Origin of the sequence: Pseudomonas sp. NPDC096925 (assembly GCF_044762545.1) — a bacterium.
Lineage (GTDB): Bacteria > Pseudomonadota > Gammaproteobacteria > Pseudomonadales > Pseudomonadaceae > Aquipseudomonas.
In genome coordinates, this window is record NZ_JBIWEM010000001.1 from 962,495 (window position 1) to 978,586 (window position 16,092).

At 63.0% G+C, this 16,092-nt stretch carries 14 protein-coding genes, 7 tRNA genes and 1 pseudogene; 19 read left to right on the forward strand and 3 right to left on the reverse strand.

Annotation, left to right across the window (positions count from 1 at the left end):
- The first annotated feature begins 2 nt into the window (after positions 1–2).
- The 9 genes from mltG (at position 3) to ACIQYU_RS04700 (ending at position 7,878) form a co-directional block, all read left to right on the forward strand.
- Positions 3–1,199, forward strand: coding sequence for an endolytic transglycosylase MltG (gene mltG, locus ACIQYU_RS04660; RefSeq protein WP_063911725.1), 1,197 nt, complete (start codon positions 3–5; stop codon positions 1,197–1,199).
- 9 nt (positions 1,200–1,208) lie between these two features.
- On the forward strand, positions 1,209–1,841 hold the full coding sequence (tmk, locus tag ACIQYU_RS04665) for a dTMP kinase (RefSeq protein WP_063911726.1): 633 nt from the start codon (positions 1,209–1,211) through the stop codon (positions 1,839–1,841).
- The gene (locus ACIQYU_RS04670; protein ID WP_207832198.1) at positions 1,834–2,820 is read left to right on the forward strand and encodes a DNA polymerase III subunit delta'; all 987 of its coding nucleotides are present in this window, start codon (positions 1,834–1,836) and stop codon (positions 2,818–2,820) included. Before tmk ends, ACIQYU_RS04670 begins: the two co-directional genes overlap by 8 nt.
- A gap of 30 nt (positions 2,821–2,850) precedes the next feature.
- A complete protein-coding gene (locus tag ACIQYU_RS04675) occupies positions 2,851–3,633 on the forward strand; it encodes a TatD family hydrolase (RefSeq protein WP_207832196.1) in 783 nt (260 codons plus the stop codon).
- Positions 3,634–4,304: 671 nt separating this feature from the next.
- The gene (locus ACIQYU_RS04680; protein ID WP_003260720.1) at positions 4,305–4,940 is read left to right on the forward strand and encodes a TetR/AcrR family transcriptional regulator; all 636 of its coding nucleotides are present in this window, start codon (positions 4,305–4,307) and stop codon (positions 4,938–4,940) included.
- A gap of 188 nt (positions 4,941–5,128) precedes the next feature.
- Positions 5,129–6,097 (forward strand): GTP 3',8-cyclase MoaA, encoded by a 969-nt coding sequence (locus tag ACIQYU_RS04685; protein WP_207832194.1) that lies wholly within the window; start codon positions 5,129–5,131, stop codon positions 6,095–6,097.
- Positions 6,098–6,163: 66 nt separating this feature from the next.
- Entirely contained in the window at positions 6,164–6,769 is a 606-nt protein-coding gene (locus ACIQYU_RS04690; protein WP_063911729.1) for a DUF4823 domain-containing protein, read from the forward strand.
- A 10-nt stretch (positions 6,770–6,779) separates the two neighbouring features.
- Positions 6,780–7,340: a DUF1285 domain-containing protein gene (locus ACIQYU_RS04695; RefSeq protein ID WP_207832192.1), complete on the forward strand. Its 561-nt coding sequence runs from the start codon at positions 6,780–6,782 to the stop codon at positions 7,338–7,340.
- A gap of 136 nt (positions 7,341–7,476) precedes the next feature.
- Positions 7,477–7,878 carry a cupin domain-containing protein gene (locus ACIQYU_RS04700; protein WP_207832190.1) on the forward strand — a complete coding sequence of 134 codons (402 nt, stop codon included), beginning with the start codon at positions 7,477–7,479 and terminating at the stop codon, positions 7,876–7,878.
- Between the two features lie 59 nt (positions 7,879–7,937).
- On the opposite strand, the gene ACIQYU_RS04705 is transcribed toward ACIQYU_RS04700, so the two are convergent.
- Both ACIQYU_RS04705 and ACIQYU_RS04710 read right to left on the reverse strand, forming a co-directional pair.
- Positions 7,938–8,013, reverse strand: a tRNA-Asn gene (locus ACIQYU_RS04705).
- A gap of 62 nt (positions 8,014–8,075) precedes the next feature.
- The gene (locus ACIQYU_RS04710) at positions 8,076–9,272 is read right to left on the reverse strand and encodes an amino acid aminotransferase (RefSeq protein WP_207832188.1); all 1,197 of its coding nucleotides are present in this window, start codon (positions 9,270–9,272) and stop codon (positions 8,076–8,078) included.
- Positions 9,273–9,560: 288 nt separating this feature from the next.
- On the opposite strand from ACIQYU_RS04710, the gene uvrB reads away from it, so the two are divergent.
- A complete protein-coding gene (uvrB, locus tag ACIQYU_RS04715) occupies positions 9,561–11,576 on the forward strand; it encodes an excinuclease ABC subunit UvrB (protein WP_207832186.1) in 2,016 nt (671 codons plus the stop codon).
- A 127-nt stretch (positions 11,577–11,703) separates the two neighbouring features.
- Here uvrB and ACIQYU_RS04720 read toward each other — a convergent pair.
- Positions 11,704–11,859 (reverse strand): annotated as a pseudogene (locus ACIQYU_RS04720) (EmrB/QacA family drug resistance transporter); the annotation flags it as partial.
- A gap of 108 nt (positions 11,860–11,967) precedes the next feature.
- Between ACIQYU_RS04720 and gltX the strand changes: the two are divergent.
- From gltX to ACIQYU_RS04765, 9 genes are all read left to right on the forward strand, one after another.
- Positions 11,968–13,449 (forward strand): glutamate--tRNA ligase, encoded by a 1,482-nt coding sequence (gene gltX / locus ACIQYU_RS04725; RefSeq protein ID WP_025338230.1) that lies wholly within the window; start codon positions 11,968–11,970, stop codon positions 13,447–13,449.
- Positions 13,450–13,738: 289 nt separating this feature from the next.
- Positions 13,739–13,814 (forward strand) — tRNA-Ala (locus tag ACIQYU_RS04730).
- Between the two features lie 72 nt (positions 13,815–13,886).
- Positions 13,887–13,962: transfer RNA gene (locus tag ACIQYU_RS04735), tRNA-Glu, on the forward strand.
- Between the two features lie 53 nt (positions 13,963–14,015).
- A tRNA-Ala gene (locus ACIQYU_RS04740) sits at positions 14,016–14,091 on the forward strand.
- Between the two features lie 42 nt (positions 14,092–14,133).
- A tRNA-Glu gene (locus ACIQYU_RS04745) sits at positions 14,134–14,209 on the forward strand.
- A 60-nt stretch (positions 14,210–14,269) separates the two neighbouring features.
- Positions 14,270–14,345: transfer RNA gene (locus ACIQYU_RS04750), tRNA-Ala, on the forward strand.
- A gap of 42 nt (positions 14,346–14,387) precedes the next feature.
- Positions 14,388–14,463, forward strand: a tRNA-Glu gene (locus tag ACIQYU_RS04755).
- 173 nt (positions 14,464–14,636) lie between these two features.
- Positions 14,637–15,176 carry a TetR/AcrR family transcriptional regulator gene (locus tag ACIQYU_RS04760; RefSeq protein ID WP_207832184.1) on the forward strand — a complete coding sequence of 180 codons (540 nt, stop codon included), beginning with the start codon at positions 14,637–14,639 and terminating at the stop codon, positions 15,174–15,176.
- 15 nt (positions 15,177–15,191) lie between these two features.
- Positions 15,192–16,025, forward strand: a complete 834-nt coding sequence (locus tag ACIQYU_RS04765; protein WP_207832182.1) for an alpha/beta fold hydrolase — start codon at positions 15,192–15,194, stop codon at positions 16,023–16,025.
- Positions 16,026–16,092 lie beyond the last annotated feature (67 nt).

Consider the following 16,092-nt stretch of genomic DNA (forward strand, 5'->3'; position numbering starts at 1 on the left):
TCGTGAGACGTAAATTCCTGCTGCTGCTGGAAATGGGCTTGATCCTCGCCGGCCTGGCTGTGGGCTGGTCGGCCTGGAAGGTCAACTCGGTCCTGGAGCAGCCCCTGCACGTCACGCAGGAGCGCCTGCTCGACGTGCCCAATGGCACCACCCCCAACCGCATGTTCTATCGCATGCAGAACGAAGGGTTGCTCGACGACGCCGTCTGGTTGCGCCTGTACTGGCGCTTCAACATGGCCGGCACGCCCCTGCACACCGGCGAGTACCGCCTGACCCCCGGCATGACCGTGGAGCAGCTGTTCGATGCCTGGCGTCGGGCTGATGTGGTGCAGTACAACCTGACCCTGGTCGAAGGCTGGACCTTCCGCCAGGTGCGCTCGGCTGTGGCCAAGCATGAAAAGATCAAGCACACCCTGGACGGCCTGTCCGACGCGGAAGTCATGGACAAGCTCGGCCATACCGGCGTGTTCCCCGAGGGGCGCTTCTTCCCGGACACCTACCGCTTCGTGCGCGGCATGAGCGATGTCGAGTTGCTGCAGCAGGCCTATATGCGCCTGGATGAAGTGCTCGCCAAGGAGTGGGCCGAGCGCACCACCGACCTGCCATACCGTGACCCGTACCAGGCGCTGATCATGGCCTCGCTGGTGGAAAAGGAAACCGGCATTCCCCAGGAGCGCGGGCAGATCGCCGGGGTTTTCGTACGGCGCCTGCGCCTGGGCATGATGCTGCAGACCGACCCGACGGTGATCTACGGCATGGGTGAGCGCTACAATGGCAAGATCACCCGCGCCGACCTGCGCGAGCCGACGCCGTACAACACCTACACCATCACCGGCCTGCCGCCGACCCCGATTGCCATGGTCGGCCGCGAGGCGATTCACGCGGCGCTCAACCCGTCCGATGGCACCAGCCTGTACTTCGTCGCCCGTGGCGATGGCAGCCATGTGTTTTCCGACGACCTCGACGACCACAACTCGGCGGTGCGCGAGTTCCAGCTCAAGCGCCGTGCGGACTACCGCTCCAGCCCTGCGCCGCAATCGCAGCCAGAGCCACAGCCGGGTGCCGGCGAGGCCGAACAGCCCGAGGCGCCTGAGGACGATTCTACTGCGCAGCCAGCGCCCGATCAGCCGCCTGTGCAGGACGCCCCTGCCGGCGGCGCGCAAGCGGCCGAACGGCCGATGCCTGACGAACAACATTAAGGACTGCCCGTGAGCGGCTTGTTTATTACTTTGGAAGGCCCCGAAGGCGCGGGCAAGAGCACCAACCGCGACTACCTGGCTGCACGCCTGCGTGAGCAGGGGCTGGACGTGGTGCTCACCCGTGAACCCGGCGGTACGCCGCTGGCCGAAAAGGTGCGTGAGCTGCTGTTGGCGCCCAGCGACGAAAGCATGGCGGCCGACACCGAGTTGCTGCTGGTGTTTGCTGCGCGTGCACAGCACCTGGCCCAGGTGATTCGTCCGGCGCTGGCCCGTGGGGCTGTCGTTTTGTGTGACAGATTTACCGATGCCACATACGCCTATCAGGGAGGCGGGCGCGGTTTGCCAGTGGAGCGTATCGCTACTCTGGAGCAATTCGTCCAGGGCGACCTGCGCCCGGACCTGACCCTGGTCTTCGACCTGCCGGTCGAGGTGGGCCTGGCCCGTGCCGCCGCCCGTGGCCGCCTGGACCGTTTCGAGCAGGAAGGCCAGGGGTTCTTCGAAGCGGTGCGCCAGGCCTACCTGCAACGCGCCGGGCGGGAACCGCAGCGCTATAGCCTGCTCGATGCCGCCCAGCCTCTGGAAGCCGTGCAGCGTGCCATCGATGCGCTGCTGCCAGGCATCGTGGAGCGTTGCCGTGGCTGAGGCCTATCCTTGGCAGGAGGCCCTCTGGCAGCAACTGGCCGGCCGTAGCCAGCACGCTCACGCCTACCTGCTGCATGGGTCGCAGGGGATTGGCAAGCGCGCCCTGGCCGAGCGCCTGATGGCCCGCCTGCTGTGCCAGCACCCACAAGGCCTGGAGGCCTGTGGCGAGTGCAAGTCCTGCTTGCTGCTCAAGGCCGGCAGCCACCCGGACAACTTTGTCCTCGAGCCCGAAGAAGCCGACAAGCCGATCAAGGTCGACCAGGTGCGCGAGCTGGTGGCCTTCGTGGTGCAGACTGCGCAGCTGGGTGGGCGCAAGGTGGTGCTGATCGAGCCGGTGGAGGCGATGAACGTCAACGCCTCCAACGCCCTGCTCAAGAGCCTCGAGGAGCCCTCTGGCGATACCGTGTTGCTGCTGGTCACCCACCAGCCCAGCCGCCTGTTGCCGACCATCAAGAGCCGTTGCCAGCAGGTGGCCTGCCCGCAGCCCAGCCTGGCCCAGAGCCAGGCCTGGCTGGCCGGCGCGCTGCCCGACAGTGACGAGGCCGAGCGCGACGAGTTGCTGACCCTGGCGGCCGGTTCGCCGCTGATGGCCGTCAGCCTGCAGGCGCAAGGCGTGCGCGAGCAGCGCGCGCTGGTCACCGACGGGGTGAAGAAGCTGCTCAAGCAGCAGCAATCGCCCAGCCAGCTCGCCGATGCCTGGAGCGGTGTGCCGCTGTTGCTGCTGTTCGACTGGTTCTGCGATTGGGCGCACCTGATCCTGCGCTACCAATTGACCCAGGACGAGGAGGGGCTAGGCTTGGCCGATATGCGCAAGGTGGTGCAGTACCTGGCGCAGAAGAGCCGCCAGGCCAAGGTGCTGGAGGTGCAGGCGTGGATACTGGAACAGCGCCAGAAGGTGCTGGGCAAGGCCAACCTCAACCGTGCGTTGTTGCTTGAATCGTTGCTGGCCCATTGGCTGCAACTGCCGGGCGCCCGCTGATTTCCCATTTTTCATGTGTGTTGTTATCCCATGCTCGTAGATTCCCATTGCCACCTCGACCGTCTTGACCTGAGCGCCCATCAGGGCTCCCTTGATGCTGCCCTGCAGGCGGCGCGTGAGCGCGGGGTCGGGCATTTTCTGTGTATTGGCGTCAGTGCCGAGAATGCTGGCGCGGTGAAGGCGCTGAGCGAGCGGTACGCCGATGTCGATTGCTCGGTGGGCGTACACCCGCTGGACCTGGCGCCGGGCGAAACGCCGGCGCTGGAATGGCTGCTGCGCGAACTGGCTCACCCACATGTGGTGGCCATTGGTGAAACCGGGCTGGATTACCACTACGAGCCGGAGGCTGCAGAGCTGCAGCAGGCGTCGTTCCGCCTGCATCTGGAGGCCTCGCGACAGACCGGCAAGCCTGTGATCGTGCACACCCGTGCGGCGCGTGCCGATACCTTGGCGCTGCTGCGCGAGGCCAACCTGCCGCAGGCTGGCGTGCTGCACTGCTTCACCGAAGACTGGGACATGGCCAAGGCGGCGCTTGACCTGGGGTATTACATTTCGTTGTCTGGCATCGTTACCTTCCGCAATGCCGATGCCCTGCGTGAAGTGGCGCGGCAGGTACCGGTAGATCGGTTGCTGGTGGAGACGGATTCGCCGTATCTGGCGCCGATTCCGCACCGGGGCAAGCCGAATTTGCCACAGTACGTGCGTGAGGTGGCGGAGTACGTCGCTTCGTTGCGCGGGGCCAGTTATGAGCAGTTGGCTGAGCAGACAACGGCGAATTTCAAGCGCTTGTTCCCGTTGGCGCGGGTGGGCTGATTCGCAGGGTTGGTATTGCGTGAGGGCCACCTGGGGCTCGCCATAGCAGTTTTAGCGCCTGTGAGATCGAGCGCCGCCCGCGCGGCGCATCGCGAGCGAAGCTCGCTCCTACATTTTTTCGGGCCAATTATTCCTGTGGGATTTGCGCGCGAACGCCTTGGCGCATGGCTCGATATCGCGTCGTACAAACAAGGCGGTCGCGCGCGCTGGCACAGGCGATGCTGGCCCGAAACAGATGTAGGAGCGAGCTTCGCTCGCGATGCGCCGCGCGGGCGGCGCTCGATTTCACAGGCGCTGCAAAACTTGAGGCAGGCACCTGGTAGCCCGCCTGCAATCCTCCTCGAAACACCCAAAAAAAACCCGGGTTCTGGGGGGGGAATCCGGGTTAAGACCATTAGGAGTAAAACAAAGGTACGCGGTCCCTGAGCACCTTTATCGGCGCGCCACTTGGGGGGGATGCGCCGCGCCAACACTTCAAGTATTGGTCAGGTTTGGCGCAGTGCCAGTGCATATTGGTCGTTTTTTAAACAGATTTGGAATACGCCGACGTTTCATTCCTCCCGCAGCGCATGGCCGTATGCATCGTGAAACACAGACATGCGTGGATGATCCGTGCAATTTCCCGCAAGTTAGGCATAATAAACCGCTTCGATTGTCATCCAGTCCTTCCTATGCAGAAAGAACCTCGTAAGGTCCGTGAGTTTCGCCGCCGCGAACAGGAAATCCTCGACACCGCGCTCAAGCTGTTTCTCGAACAGGGTGAAGACAGCGTCACCGTCGAGATGATCGCTGACGCCGTGGGCATCGGCAAAGGCACGATCTACAAGCACTTCAAGTCCAAGGCGGAGATCTACCTGCGCCTGATGCTCGACTACGAGCGTGACCTGAACGCGCTGTTGCATTCGGCCGACGTCGACCGCGACAAGGAAGCCCTGTCGCGAGCCTACTTCGAGTTCCGCATGCGCGACCCGCAGCGTTACCGGCTGTTCGACCGCCTGGAAGAAAAGGTGGTCAAGGGCAACCAGGTGCCGGAAATGGTCGAGCAGTTGCACAGCATTCGTGCCTCCAACTTCGACCGCCTGACCCAGTTGATCAAGGGCCGTATCAGCGAAGGCAAGCTCGAAGACGTGCCGCCGTACTTCCACTATTGCGCCGCCTGGGCGCTGGTGCACGGTGCCGTGGCGCTGTACCACTCGCCGTTCTGGAGCAATGTGCTGGAGGATCAGGAAGGCTTCTTCCAGTTCCTGATGGACATTGGCGTGCGCATGGGCAACAAGCGCAAGCGCGATCCCGAACCTTCCAACTGAGATAGTGCAGGCTCTCCCTGAAGCCTGCCAGTCAGCGTTATTGGGGCTGTGCAGCAGCCCCATGACTGACAAGCCTGCTCCCGTGACGGCACGGCGACACCGACAGCGGCAAAAAGGATAGGGGCTTGCAAAAACCTGATTTATGAGTCAGGTTTTGCCAGCCCTCATCATCCATGCCGGAGTCATTCATGATCGTCGATCGTCAAGGCAGGCGTTTTCGCAACCTGCGCGTCAGCCTGACGGCTGCCTGTAATTATGCCTGCACCTACTGCGTACCAGACGGCAAGCGCCTGGTGGCAGCGCAGGACGAGCTGCCGGCGGATGCCCTGGCCCGTGGCGTGGCCTACCTGATCGAAGCCGCCGGCATCGAGCGCTTGCGCATCACCGGCGGTGAGCCATTGGTCAGCCCGCGCCTGGATGCCTTCCTGGCTGCCGTGGCCAAGCTCGACCTTGAGGATATCTCGCTGACCACCAATGGCCAGCTGCTGGCGCGCAAGCTGCCCCAGTTGCAGGCGGCCGGTATCCGCCGGCTGAACGTTTCCCTCGATACCCTCGACCCGCAGGCCTTCCGCCGCATTGCCCGGGGTGGCGATCTGGCCAGTGTGCTGGCGGGTATGGAGCAGGCCAGTGCCCTGGGCATGCAAATCAAGGTGAACATGGTGCCGATGCGCGGGCACAACCTCGAGCAGGTGCTGCCACTGCTGGATTACTGCCTTGAGCGCGGCTTCGAACTGCGCTTCATCGAACTCATGCGCATGGGCCACCTGGCCCGTGACCACAACGCCTTCCTGCAACAGTTCGTCGGCCTCGACCAGTTGCTCGCACTGATCGCTGGCAAGCATGCCTATGCCCAGGTCGACGCGCCGCTGGACGCCACCGCCTTGCGTTATCAGATCCCTGGCAAAGGCCACTTCGGCGTGATCGCCAACGAAAGCGTACCGTTCTGCCGCACCTGCTCGCGGCTGCGCCTGTCCTCCACGGGCTGGCTGCATGGCTGCCTGTCGTCGGGCAATCGCCATTTCGTCGGCGACCTGCTGGAAAAGCCGCGTCATCAGGCGCTACCGGCCCTGCAGCGCTTGCTGGTGAAGGCCTTGGCAGACAAGCAGGACCTGGCGTTTTCCGGTGGTGTGATGGTGATGAAGGTGATCGGTGGCTGAAGCTGGCGCAAAAGCTGCATCCGCCGGCTATTCGCCGGTTTTTCGTCGCCGGCCACTGGAGGAAAGATGCGTAGCCTGGTTTTGCTGCTGGCGCTGATGGCGCTGGGCGGTTGCATGAATGTCAGCGACATGGGCGAGGGCGTTCGTTATCACATGAGCGATGCCGGTCTGCTGGACCACAGCGATACCCGTCGCACCCTGTCGATCCGCCTGCAGCCCGATTCGTTCATCTTCATCGGCCAGGGTGCGTTCGTGCCACCGGGCAAGGGGCCGGTGCCACGGCAGAACGTGGTGGCCGAGCAAGCCTTCAAGAGTTTTGTCGAGTATTTCCCGCTGGTGCGTCGCGCCCAGGGCCCGCTGGGTCTGGAAGAGGCCATCGCCCAGGCGCGTTCGGTGGGGGCCGACTACGTGCTGTACACCCGCTTTGCCCGTACCGACGACCGAATCGGCAATGGCGACGAGTGGTATGACGAACAGGCGGTCGACCGCCTGGGCTGGGACACCGGTGTGGTGCAGATGATGCTGATCGAAACCAGCACCCGCTACCTGATCGACACAGCGCGTATCAAGAGCCGTGGCGGTTTGTTGACGTTCCACGATAACACCCCGGAGGATTTGCTTGGCGCGCCGATGCGCGAGTACGCTCGTAGCCTTCTGGGTGTGAGTGAATGAGGCAAGCGTGATGAGCGATTCCGGCAAGGCCAATGATCTTCTGGCGCAGATCCCCAAGGCCAAGGGCCTGCCGCCGGTGCATCTGTGGAACCCGGACTTCTGCGGTGACATCGATATGCGCATCGCCCGTGATGGCACCTGGTACTACCTGGGTACGCCGATTGGCCGCAAGCCGATGGTGCGGCTGTTTTCCACCATCATCCGCCGCGATGGCGATGACTACTTCCTGATTACTCCGGTGGAGAAGGTGGGCATCCGCGTTGATGATGCGCCGTTCGTAGCGGTGGCGCTGGACGTGGTGGGGGAGGGGGAGCAGCAGGTGCTGCGCTTCACCAGCAATGTCGAGGACCAGGTCGAGGCCGGGCCGGCCAATCCCCTGCGCGTGGTGATCGACCCGGTGACGCAGGAGCCATCGCCGTATGTGCTGATGCGCAGCAACCTTGAAGCGCTGATTCATCGCAATGTGTTCTACCAGTTGGTGGAACTGGCGGTGCCGCGTGAGATCGAGGGTGAGCAGTGGCTTGGGGTGTGGAGCCAGGGTGAGTTTTACCCGATCGGGCGTAGCAGCTGAGTTCCCTGTTGCCTGTGCCGGCCTCTTCGCGGGCACAGGCAACGATCGGCCTCTTGGTTTTTCCCCGAATTGGCCATTTGTCTCTCTGCCCCACAGGCCTAACCTGCAGGCAATTGCCATCCAGGAGAAGCCCACCATGAAACCCCTGAGCATCATCCTCTTTGCCCTGCTCGCCGCCCAATCCCCTGTCTGGGCCCATGGCGACGCTGCCGACCAGGTCAAGGTCCTGCAGCAGCAACAACCCTCGAACGCCCCCGGCAAGAACGCCGTGATGCTCACCGTCAGCTACGCCCCCGGCCAGGCGTCACCCGCGCATCAACATCCTGGCGCGGTGATGGCCTACGTGCTGGAAGGGGCAGTGCTATCGAAGCTCAACGGCGAGTCGGAGAAAACCTACAAGGCCGGCGAATACTGGTACGAGGCGCCAGGCACCGTACACAGCGTGTCACGCAACGCCAGCCAGACCCGGCCAGCCAAGCTGCTGGTATGGAGCCTGGTGGAGGAAGGCAAGCCCGTGACCGAGCCACTGAAGAACTGATTGTGAACATAACGAAAAAGCCCCCGGTTGCTTGCGCACCCGGGGGCTTTTTCAATGTTTGGCTCCGCGACCTGGACTCGAACCAGGGACCCAATGATTAACAGTCATTTGCTCTACCGACTGAGCTATCGCGGAATCTGTGCGTATCTTACTGATTGTCAGGGGGAAGTCAAGCCACCCCCTGACAAATCAAGCAGTTACAGTACTTCGACGATGGCCTTGGTGACCACGTGGATGTTGCTCTGGTTCAGCGCGGCAACGGCGATGCGGCCGGTGTCCAGGGCATAGATGCCGAAGTCGTTCTTCAGGCGGGCGACCTGCTCAACGGTCAGGCCCGAGTACGAGAACATGCCGACCTGGCGGCCAACGAAGCTGAAGTCGCGGTTGGCGCCATATTCGGCCAGCAGCGAAACCATCTGCTTGCGCATGCCGTGGATGCGCTCGCGCATTTCGGCCAGTTCGCTTTCCCACATCTGGCGCAGTTCGGCGCTGTTCAGCACGGTGGCAACGATGGTTGCACCGTGGGTCGGCGGGTTGGAGTAGGTGGTGCGGATCACGCGCTTGACCTGCGACAGCACACGGGTGCTCTCGTCTTTGGAGGCGGTGACGATCGACAGCGCACCGACGCGTTCGCCGTACAGCGAGAACGACTTGGAGAACGAGCTGGATACGAAGAATTCCAGGCCCGACTCGGCAAACAGGCGCACGGCGAAGGCGTCTTCGGCGATACCGTCACCGAAGCCCTGGTAGGCCATGTCGAGGAACGGCACATGGCCCTTGGCCTTGACCACTTCCAGGACGTTTTTCCAGTCATCCAGGCTCAGGTCGACGCCGGTCGGGTTGTGGCAGCAGGCGTGCAGCACCACGATCGAGCCGGACGGCAGGTTGTTCAGGTCTTCGAGCATGCCGGCGCGGTTGACGTCGTTGGTCGGCGCGTCGTAGTAGCGGTAGTTCTGCACCGGGAAGCCGGCCGACTCGAACAGCGCGCGGTGGTTTTCCCAGCTAGGGTCGCTGATGGCAACCACGGCATTCGGCGACACACGCTTGAGGAAGTCGGCACCAATCTTCAGCGCACCGGTACCGCCGACGGCCTGCACGGTAACCACGCGGCCAGCGGCCAGCAGCGGCGACTCGGCACCGAACAGCAGCTTTTGCACAGCCTGGTCGTAGGTGGCGATGCCGTCGATCGGCAAGTAGCCGCGCGAGGCGTGCTGGGCAGCACGCTGGGTCTCGGCTTCGATCACGGCGCGCAGCAGCGGAATGCGGCCTTCCTCATTGCAGTACACGCCCACGCCCAGGTTGACCTTGTCGGTACGTGGGTCGGCGTTGAATGCTTCGTTGAGGCCCAGGATAGGGTCGCGGGGTGCCAGCTCGACAGCGGAAAACAGGCTCATTGTTACTTTGGCTCTGATTGGAGTGTGATAGGACGTACCCGCTCCAGCCCGAATGCACTGAAGCGGTGCACAAACGGGGAGTCAGTATAGTGATACCGACCGGTCACCGCGACAGTCTGGCGCACCTTTTCCGGTCATTTGCGCAAATATTTTTCTACCATTGGTCTAAATGCCGGGTCCACCGTAACAAGCGCTCACGGCTGTGCCTTGAAAGCGCCCCCCGACAGGCGCATTTGGGTATAGACTACTGGCTAAATTTACAGTTACTGCAGCACCGCGAGGTCCGTCATGTCCGAGTTCCAGCTCGTCACCCGTTTCCAGCCGGCCGGCGACCAGCCCGAGGCCATCCGGCAGATGGTCGAAGGCATCGAGGCGGGGCTGTCGCACCAGACACTGCTCGGAGTGACCGGCTCGGGCAAGACCTTCAGCATCGCCAACGTCATCCAGCAGGTGCAGCGCCCGACCCTGGTGCTGGCGCCGAACAAGACCCTGGCCGCGCAGCTGTATGGCGAATTCAAGGCGTTCTTCCCCAACAATGCGGTGGAGTACTTCGTTTCCTACTACGACTACTACCAGCCTGAAGCCTACGTACCGTCGTCCGACACCTTTATCGAGAAGGACGCGTCGATCAACGATCACATCGAGCAGATGCGCCTGTCGGCGACCAAGGCGCTGCTGGAGCGGCGCGACGCAATCATCGTCACCACCGTGTCGTGCATCTACGGCCTGGGTAGCCCGGAGACCTACCTGAAAATGGTCCTGCACGTGGATCGCGGCGACAAGCTCGACCAGCGTGCGCTACTGCGCCGCCTGGCCGACCTGCAATACACCCGCAACGAGATGGACTTCGCCCGCGCCACCTTCCGCGTGCGCGGCGATGTGATCGACATATTCCCGGCAGAATCGGACCTTGAGGCCATCCGCATTGAACTGTTCGATGACGAAGTGGAGAACATCGCTGCCTTCGACCCGCTGACCGGCGAGGTCTTCCGCAAGCTGCCGCGTTTCACCTTCTACCCCAAAAGCCACTATGTCACCCCGCGGGAAACCCTGCTGGAGGCGGTGGAAGGCATCAAGGAGGAACTCAAGGACCGCCTGGAATACCTGCAGAAGGCCAACAAGCTGGTCGAAGCCCAGCGCCTGGAGCAACGCACCCGCTTCGATCTGGAAATGATCCTGGAACTGGGTTACTGCAACGGCATCGAGAACTACTCGCGCTACCTGTCCGGGCGCCCGGCCGGGGCACCGCCACCCACCCTGTACGACTACCTGCCGCCGGATGCGCTGCTGGTGATCGATGAATCCCACGTCAGCGTTCCGCAGGTCGGCGCCATGTACAAGGGCGACCGCTCGCGCAAGGAAACCCTGGTCGAATACGGCTTCCGCCTGCCTTCGGCGCTGGACAACCGGCCGATGCGTTTTGACGAGTGGGAAGATGTCAGCCCGCAGACCATCTTCGTGTCCGCCACCCCGGGCCCCTATGAGGCTGAGCACGCCGGGCGCGTGGTGGAGCAGGTGGTGCGCCCCACCGGCCTGGTCGACCCACAGGTGGAGGTGCGCCCGGCGCTTACCCAGGTGGATGACCTGCTGTCGGAAATCCGCAAGCGCGTGGCGCAGGGCGAACGGGTGCTGGCGACCACGCTGACCAAGCGCATGGCCGAGGACCTGACCGATTACCTGGCCGACCATGACGTGCGGGTGCGTTACCTGCATTCGGACATCGACACCGTCGAGCGGGTGGAGATCATCCGCGACCTGCGCCTGGGTACTTTCGACGTGCTGGTGGGTATCAACCTGCTACGTGAAGGCCTGGACATGCCCGAGGTGTCGCTGGTGGCGATCCTCGATGCCGACAAGGAAGGTTTCCTGCGCTCCGAGCGCTCGCTGATCCAGACCATCGGTCGTGCGGCGCGTAACCTCAATGGCCGGGCCATCCTGTATGCCGACAACATCACCGGTTCCATGCAGCGCGCCATCGACGAGACCGAGCGCCGTCGCGAGAAGCAGATCGCCTTCAACCAGGCCAATGGCATCGTGCCCAAGGGCGTGGTCAAGGACATCACCGACATCATGGAAGGCGCCACTGTGCCTGGCGCACGCAGCAAGAAGCGCAAGGGCATGGCCAAGGCGGCGGAGGAGAGCGCCCGCTACGAGGCCGAGCTGCGCACGCCGGGTGAAATCACCAAGCGCATCAAGCAGTTGGAAGAGAAGATGATGCAGTTTGCCCGCGACCTGGAGTTCGAGGCCGCGGCGCAATTGCGCGACGAAATTGCCCAGCTGCGCGAGCGGTTGATTTCCAGCTGAAGGCTGACGCGGGCCCTGTGGGAGCGGGCGTGCCCGCGAAGAAATCAACGCGGTGGCTGGCACCGGCTGCGCCGGTGTTCGCGGGCGCGCCCGCTCCCACAGGGACCGCATAAAATCTGAAATGGCCTCAATGTGCTTCTTCCGCTTTCAGTCCCTCTGGCAACTTCCGCGTCAATAACACCGCCACCATGCTCAGCGCCTGCTGGTGAGTAATCTCGCTCAACTTGCCCAGCGCCGCATTGTCATTACCCAGCCGCTCCGCCACCTGCGAGTTGCTCGGCACCTGGCACGGATGATCTGGATACAGGTGACGTTCGCGCCATCGCTGGAGCCCGGTGCCTGCCTCCTGCTAACATCCCGCCTTTGTTTCATCTTTCGTTCGAGACCCTCCATGACCACCGTACGCACGCGTATCGCGCCATCGCCTACCGGCGACCCCCATGTCGGCACCGCCTACATCGCCCTGTTCAACTACTGCTTTGCCAAGCAGCACGGCGGTGAGTTCATCCTGCGCATCGAAGACACCGACCAGCTGCGCTCCACGCGCGAGTCGGAACAGCAGATCTTCGATGCCCTGCGTTGGCTCGGCATCGAATGGAACGAAGGCCCGGACGTCGGCGGCCCGCACGGCCCGTACCGGCAGAGCGAACGTGGCGAAATCTACGCCAGGTACGCCAAGGAACTGGTTGACGCCGGCCATGCCTTCTACTGCTTCTGCACCGCCGAAGAGCTGGAGCAGATGCGCGCCGAACAGCAAGCCCGTGGTGAAACCCCGCGCTACGACGGCCGCGCACTGCTGCTGAGCGCCGAGGAAGTGCAGCGCCGTCTGGACGCTGGCGAGCCGCACGTGATCCGCATGAAAGTGCCGAGCGAAGGCGTGTGCGTGGTGCCGGACATGCTGCGTGGTGATGTCGAGATCCCGTGGGACCGCATGGACATGCAGGTGCTGATGAAGAACGACGGCCTGCCGACGTACTTCCTGGCCAACGTGGTCGACGACCATCTGATGGGTATCACCCACGTGCTGCGCGGCGAAGAGTGGCTGCCATCGGCACCCAAGCTGATCAAGCTGTACGAATACTTCGGCTGGGAGCAGCCCAAGCTGTGCTACATGCCGCTGCTGCGTAACCCGGACAAGTCCAAGCTGTCCAAGCGCAAGAACCCGACCTCGGTGACGTTCTACGAGCGCATGGGCTTCATGCCCGAGGCGATGCTCAACTACCTGGGCCGCATGGGCTGGTCGATGCCGGACGAGCGCGAGAAGTTCTCGCTGGCCGAGATGGTCGAGCACTTCGACCTGTCGCGTATCTCGCTGGGCGGCCCGATCTTCGACATCGAGAAGCTGTCCTGGCTGAACGGCCAGTGGCTGCGTGAACTGCCGGTCGAGGAGTTCGCCGCGCGCCTGCAGAAGTGGGCGTTCAACAGCGACTACATGATGAAGATTGCCCCACACGTGCAGGGCCGGGTGGAAACCTTCAGCCAGGTTGCTCCGCTGGGCGGGTTCTTCTTCGAAGGCGCGCTGAAGCTGGATGCCAAGCTGTTCGAAAGCAAGAAACTGTCGGCCGACCAGGTGCGCCAGGTGATCCAGTTGATCCTTTGGAAGCTCGAAAGCCTGCGTCAGTGGGAAAAGGAGCGCATCACCGGTTGCATCCAGGCGGTAGTCGAGGCGCTGGAACTGAAGCTGCGTGACGCCATGCCGCTGATGTTTGCCGCCATTACCGGCCAGGCCAGTTCGGTTTCGGTACTGGACGCGATGGAAATCCTTGGCCCGGACCTGACCCGCTACCGCCTGCGCCAGGCCCTGGACCTGCTGGGTGGTGTGTCGAAGAAAGAAAACAAAGAGTGGGAAAAGCTGCTGGCTTCGATCGCCTGACAGTGGTCCTGGGGCTATAAGCCGAACTTGTGGGAGCGGGTTCACCCGCGAATACGATGGTGCGTGTAACGGCGCATTCGCGGGTAAACCCGCTCCCACATGGCCCACTGTTCAGTTTTGGTAAGGGCAGGGCAGTAAGTGATTGTTATCTGTGAAAATTTTTTTGAATATTTTGAAAAATTCGTTTGACAGCCCTGCAATCCGATCTTAATATGCGCCCCGTCCACAGCGATGAACGAAAACGAAACGCCAGGCACCCAGCCAGCGCTTCGGTTCAAAGCGACATTGTGGGGCTATAGCTCAGCTGGGAGAGCGCCTGCATGGCATGCAGGAGGTCAGCGGTTCGATCCCGCTTAGCTCCACCAAATTCCGCTTGGCAGCCAAGGCTGTCGGGCAAGGCCGGGTCCAGCAACCGGGTCTTGAAGGTAAGAAGGTTCGTCCCCTTCGTCTAGTGGCCTAGGACACCGCCCTTTCACGGCGGTAACAGGGGTTCGAGTCCCCTAGGGGACGCCAGTTTTGCACAAGCGATGTTTCAGGATGTCGCTGGGCCGAGAGGCTATAAATCCGGGGCTATAGCTCAGCTGGGAGAGCGCCTGCATGGCATGCAGGAGGTCAGCGGTTCGATCCCGCTTAGCTCCACCATTTCTGCCGCGGTTCGCGTAAGTGGATCGGCACGAAGGTTTCGTCCCCTTCGTCTAGTGGCCTAGGACACCGCCCTTTCACGGCGGTAACAGGGGTTCGAGTCCCCTAGGGGACGCCACTTTTCCTGCGTTTTGCAGGGCTTTAAAGGCTCGTCGATTACTGGTGAGCCTTTTGTTTCGGGGCTATAGCTCAGCTGGGAGAGCGCCTGCATGGCATGCAGGAGGTCAGCGGTTCGATCCCGCTTAGCTCCACCATTTCTGCCGCGGTTCGCACAAGCGGATCGGCACGAAGGTTACGTCCCCTTCGTCTAGTGGCCTAGGACACCGCCCTTTCACGGCGGTAACAGGGGTTCGAGTCCCCTAGGGGACGCCACGTTTACCCGCGTTTTGCGGGACTTTTAAGGCTCATTCGATTATTGAATGGGCCTTTTGTTTTTCTCCCCTCCGCAAAATTCAGCGACCGACAGGCGGCTGCAGATTCCGCTTGCCAAAAAATATTATGCGAATAATATTTCGATCATCATATTTTGATCGGCGAGTGGCCTGATGAGCGACAAGAAGAGCAGAACCCGCGAACGCATTCTCGAGGCGGCGCGAAGTGCGCTGATCCAGCACGGCCCGGCCGAGCCTAGCGTCAGTCAGGTCATGGGTGCGGCTGGTCTGACCGTTGGCGGTTTCTATGCCCACTTCGACAGCAAGGACGAGTTGATGCTCGAAGCATTCCGCCAGTTGCTGAGCGAGCGCCGCGCCTTGCTCGCCCAGATCGACCCGAGCCTCGATGGCGCAGGGCGGCGGGCGCTGGCCAGTGCCTTCTACCTGTCGCGCAAGCACCGTGATGCCGAAGTGCACGCCTGCCCGCTGCCTAACTCGCTGGGCGAGATGCAGCGCCTGCCGGAGGCCTTCCGCGAGGTGTTGGCCGAGCACATCGAGCTGATGGCTGCCGCCATGGTCGACCGCCCCGAGGACGCCGACAAGGCCTTGGCCGACCTGGCGCTGATGGTTGGCGGCCTGGCGCTGGCCCGTGCCCTGGGCAGCAGCGAGCTGTCTGATCGTATTCTGCGCGCCGCCAAATCGGCGGTGCTTTAACCCTGGAGCATGGCGATGACTACCCTGAGCTGGATTCGTGGTGTCAATGGCACCCTGGGCCACCTGGTCCCCGAGCACGTCGCGGGCAAGATGCGCCGTGCCTTCATGACCCCGCGCAACCTGCCGCCGCGGGATTGGGAGTTGCCCGTGCTGGCCAGCGCCGAGCGCATTACCCTGCGCTTCGGCTTGTCGGCGCTGCGCTGGGGCAAGGGGCCGACCGTGCTGCTGATGCATGGCTGGGAAGGGCGCCCGACCCAGTTTGCCGCGTTGATCGAAACCTTGGTCCAGGCCGGGCACACGGTGGTGTCGCTGGAAGGGCCGGGGCATGGGCGTTCGCCCGGCGAGCAGGCAAATGTGGTGCTGTTTGCCCGGGCGCTGCTGGAGGCTGCCGCAGAGCTGCCGCCGCTGCGTGCGGTGATTGGCCATTCCATGGGCGGTGCCAGTGTATTGCTGGCCCTGCAGATGGGTTTGCGCACGGAAGCGGCGGTGAGCATTGCAGCCCCGGCGCGCCTGCTGGGCGTACTGCGGGGCTTTGCCCATCGCCTGGGGCTGCCAGCGCGGGCGCGGGCAGCGTTCATTCGTCAGGTGGAGCGGGATGTGGGCATGCCGATTGCGCGGCTGGATGTAGCCGGTTACCAGCTGGAGTTGCCAGGGCTGGTAGTGCATGCCGCCGATGATGCCTTGGTGGCAGCCGATGAGGCCCAGTTGATCCACAAGGCCTGGTTCGATAGCCGCCTGATGCTGCTGGAGGCGGGTGGCCACCAGCGGGTGCTGTCCGATCCACGCCTGAGTGAAGCGGTGCTGGAGCTGCTGGCCCGGGCTGGTGCACCAGCCCGGCAAAGTGCCTGACTTACGCAGAAGGGCTGGACTTTCCCCCGGCGGTCCCTGCTAAATCCACTTTTGCTCCAAGGAAGCG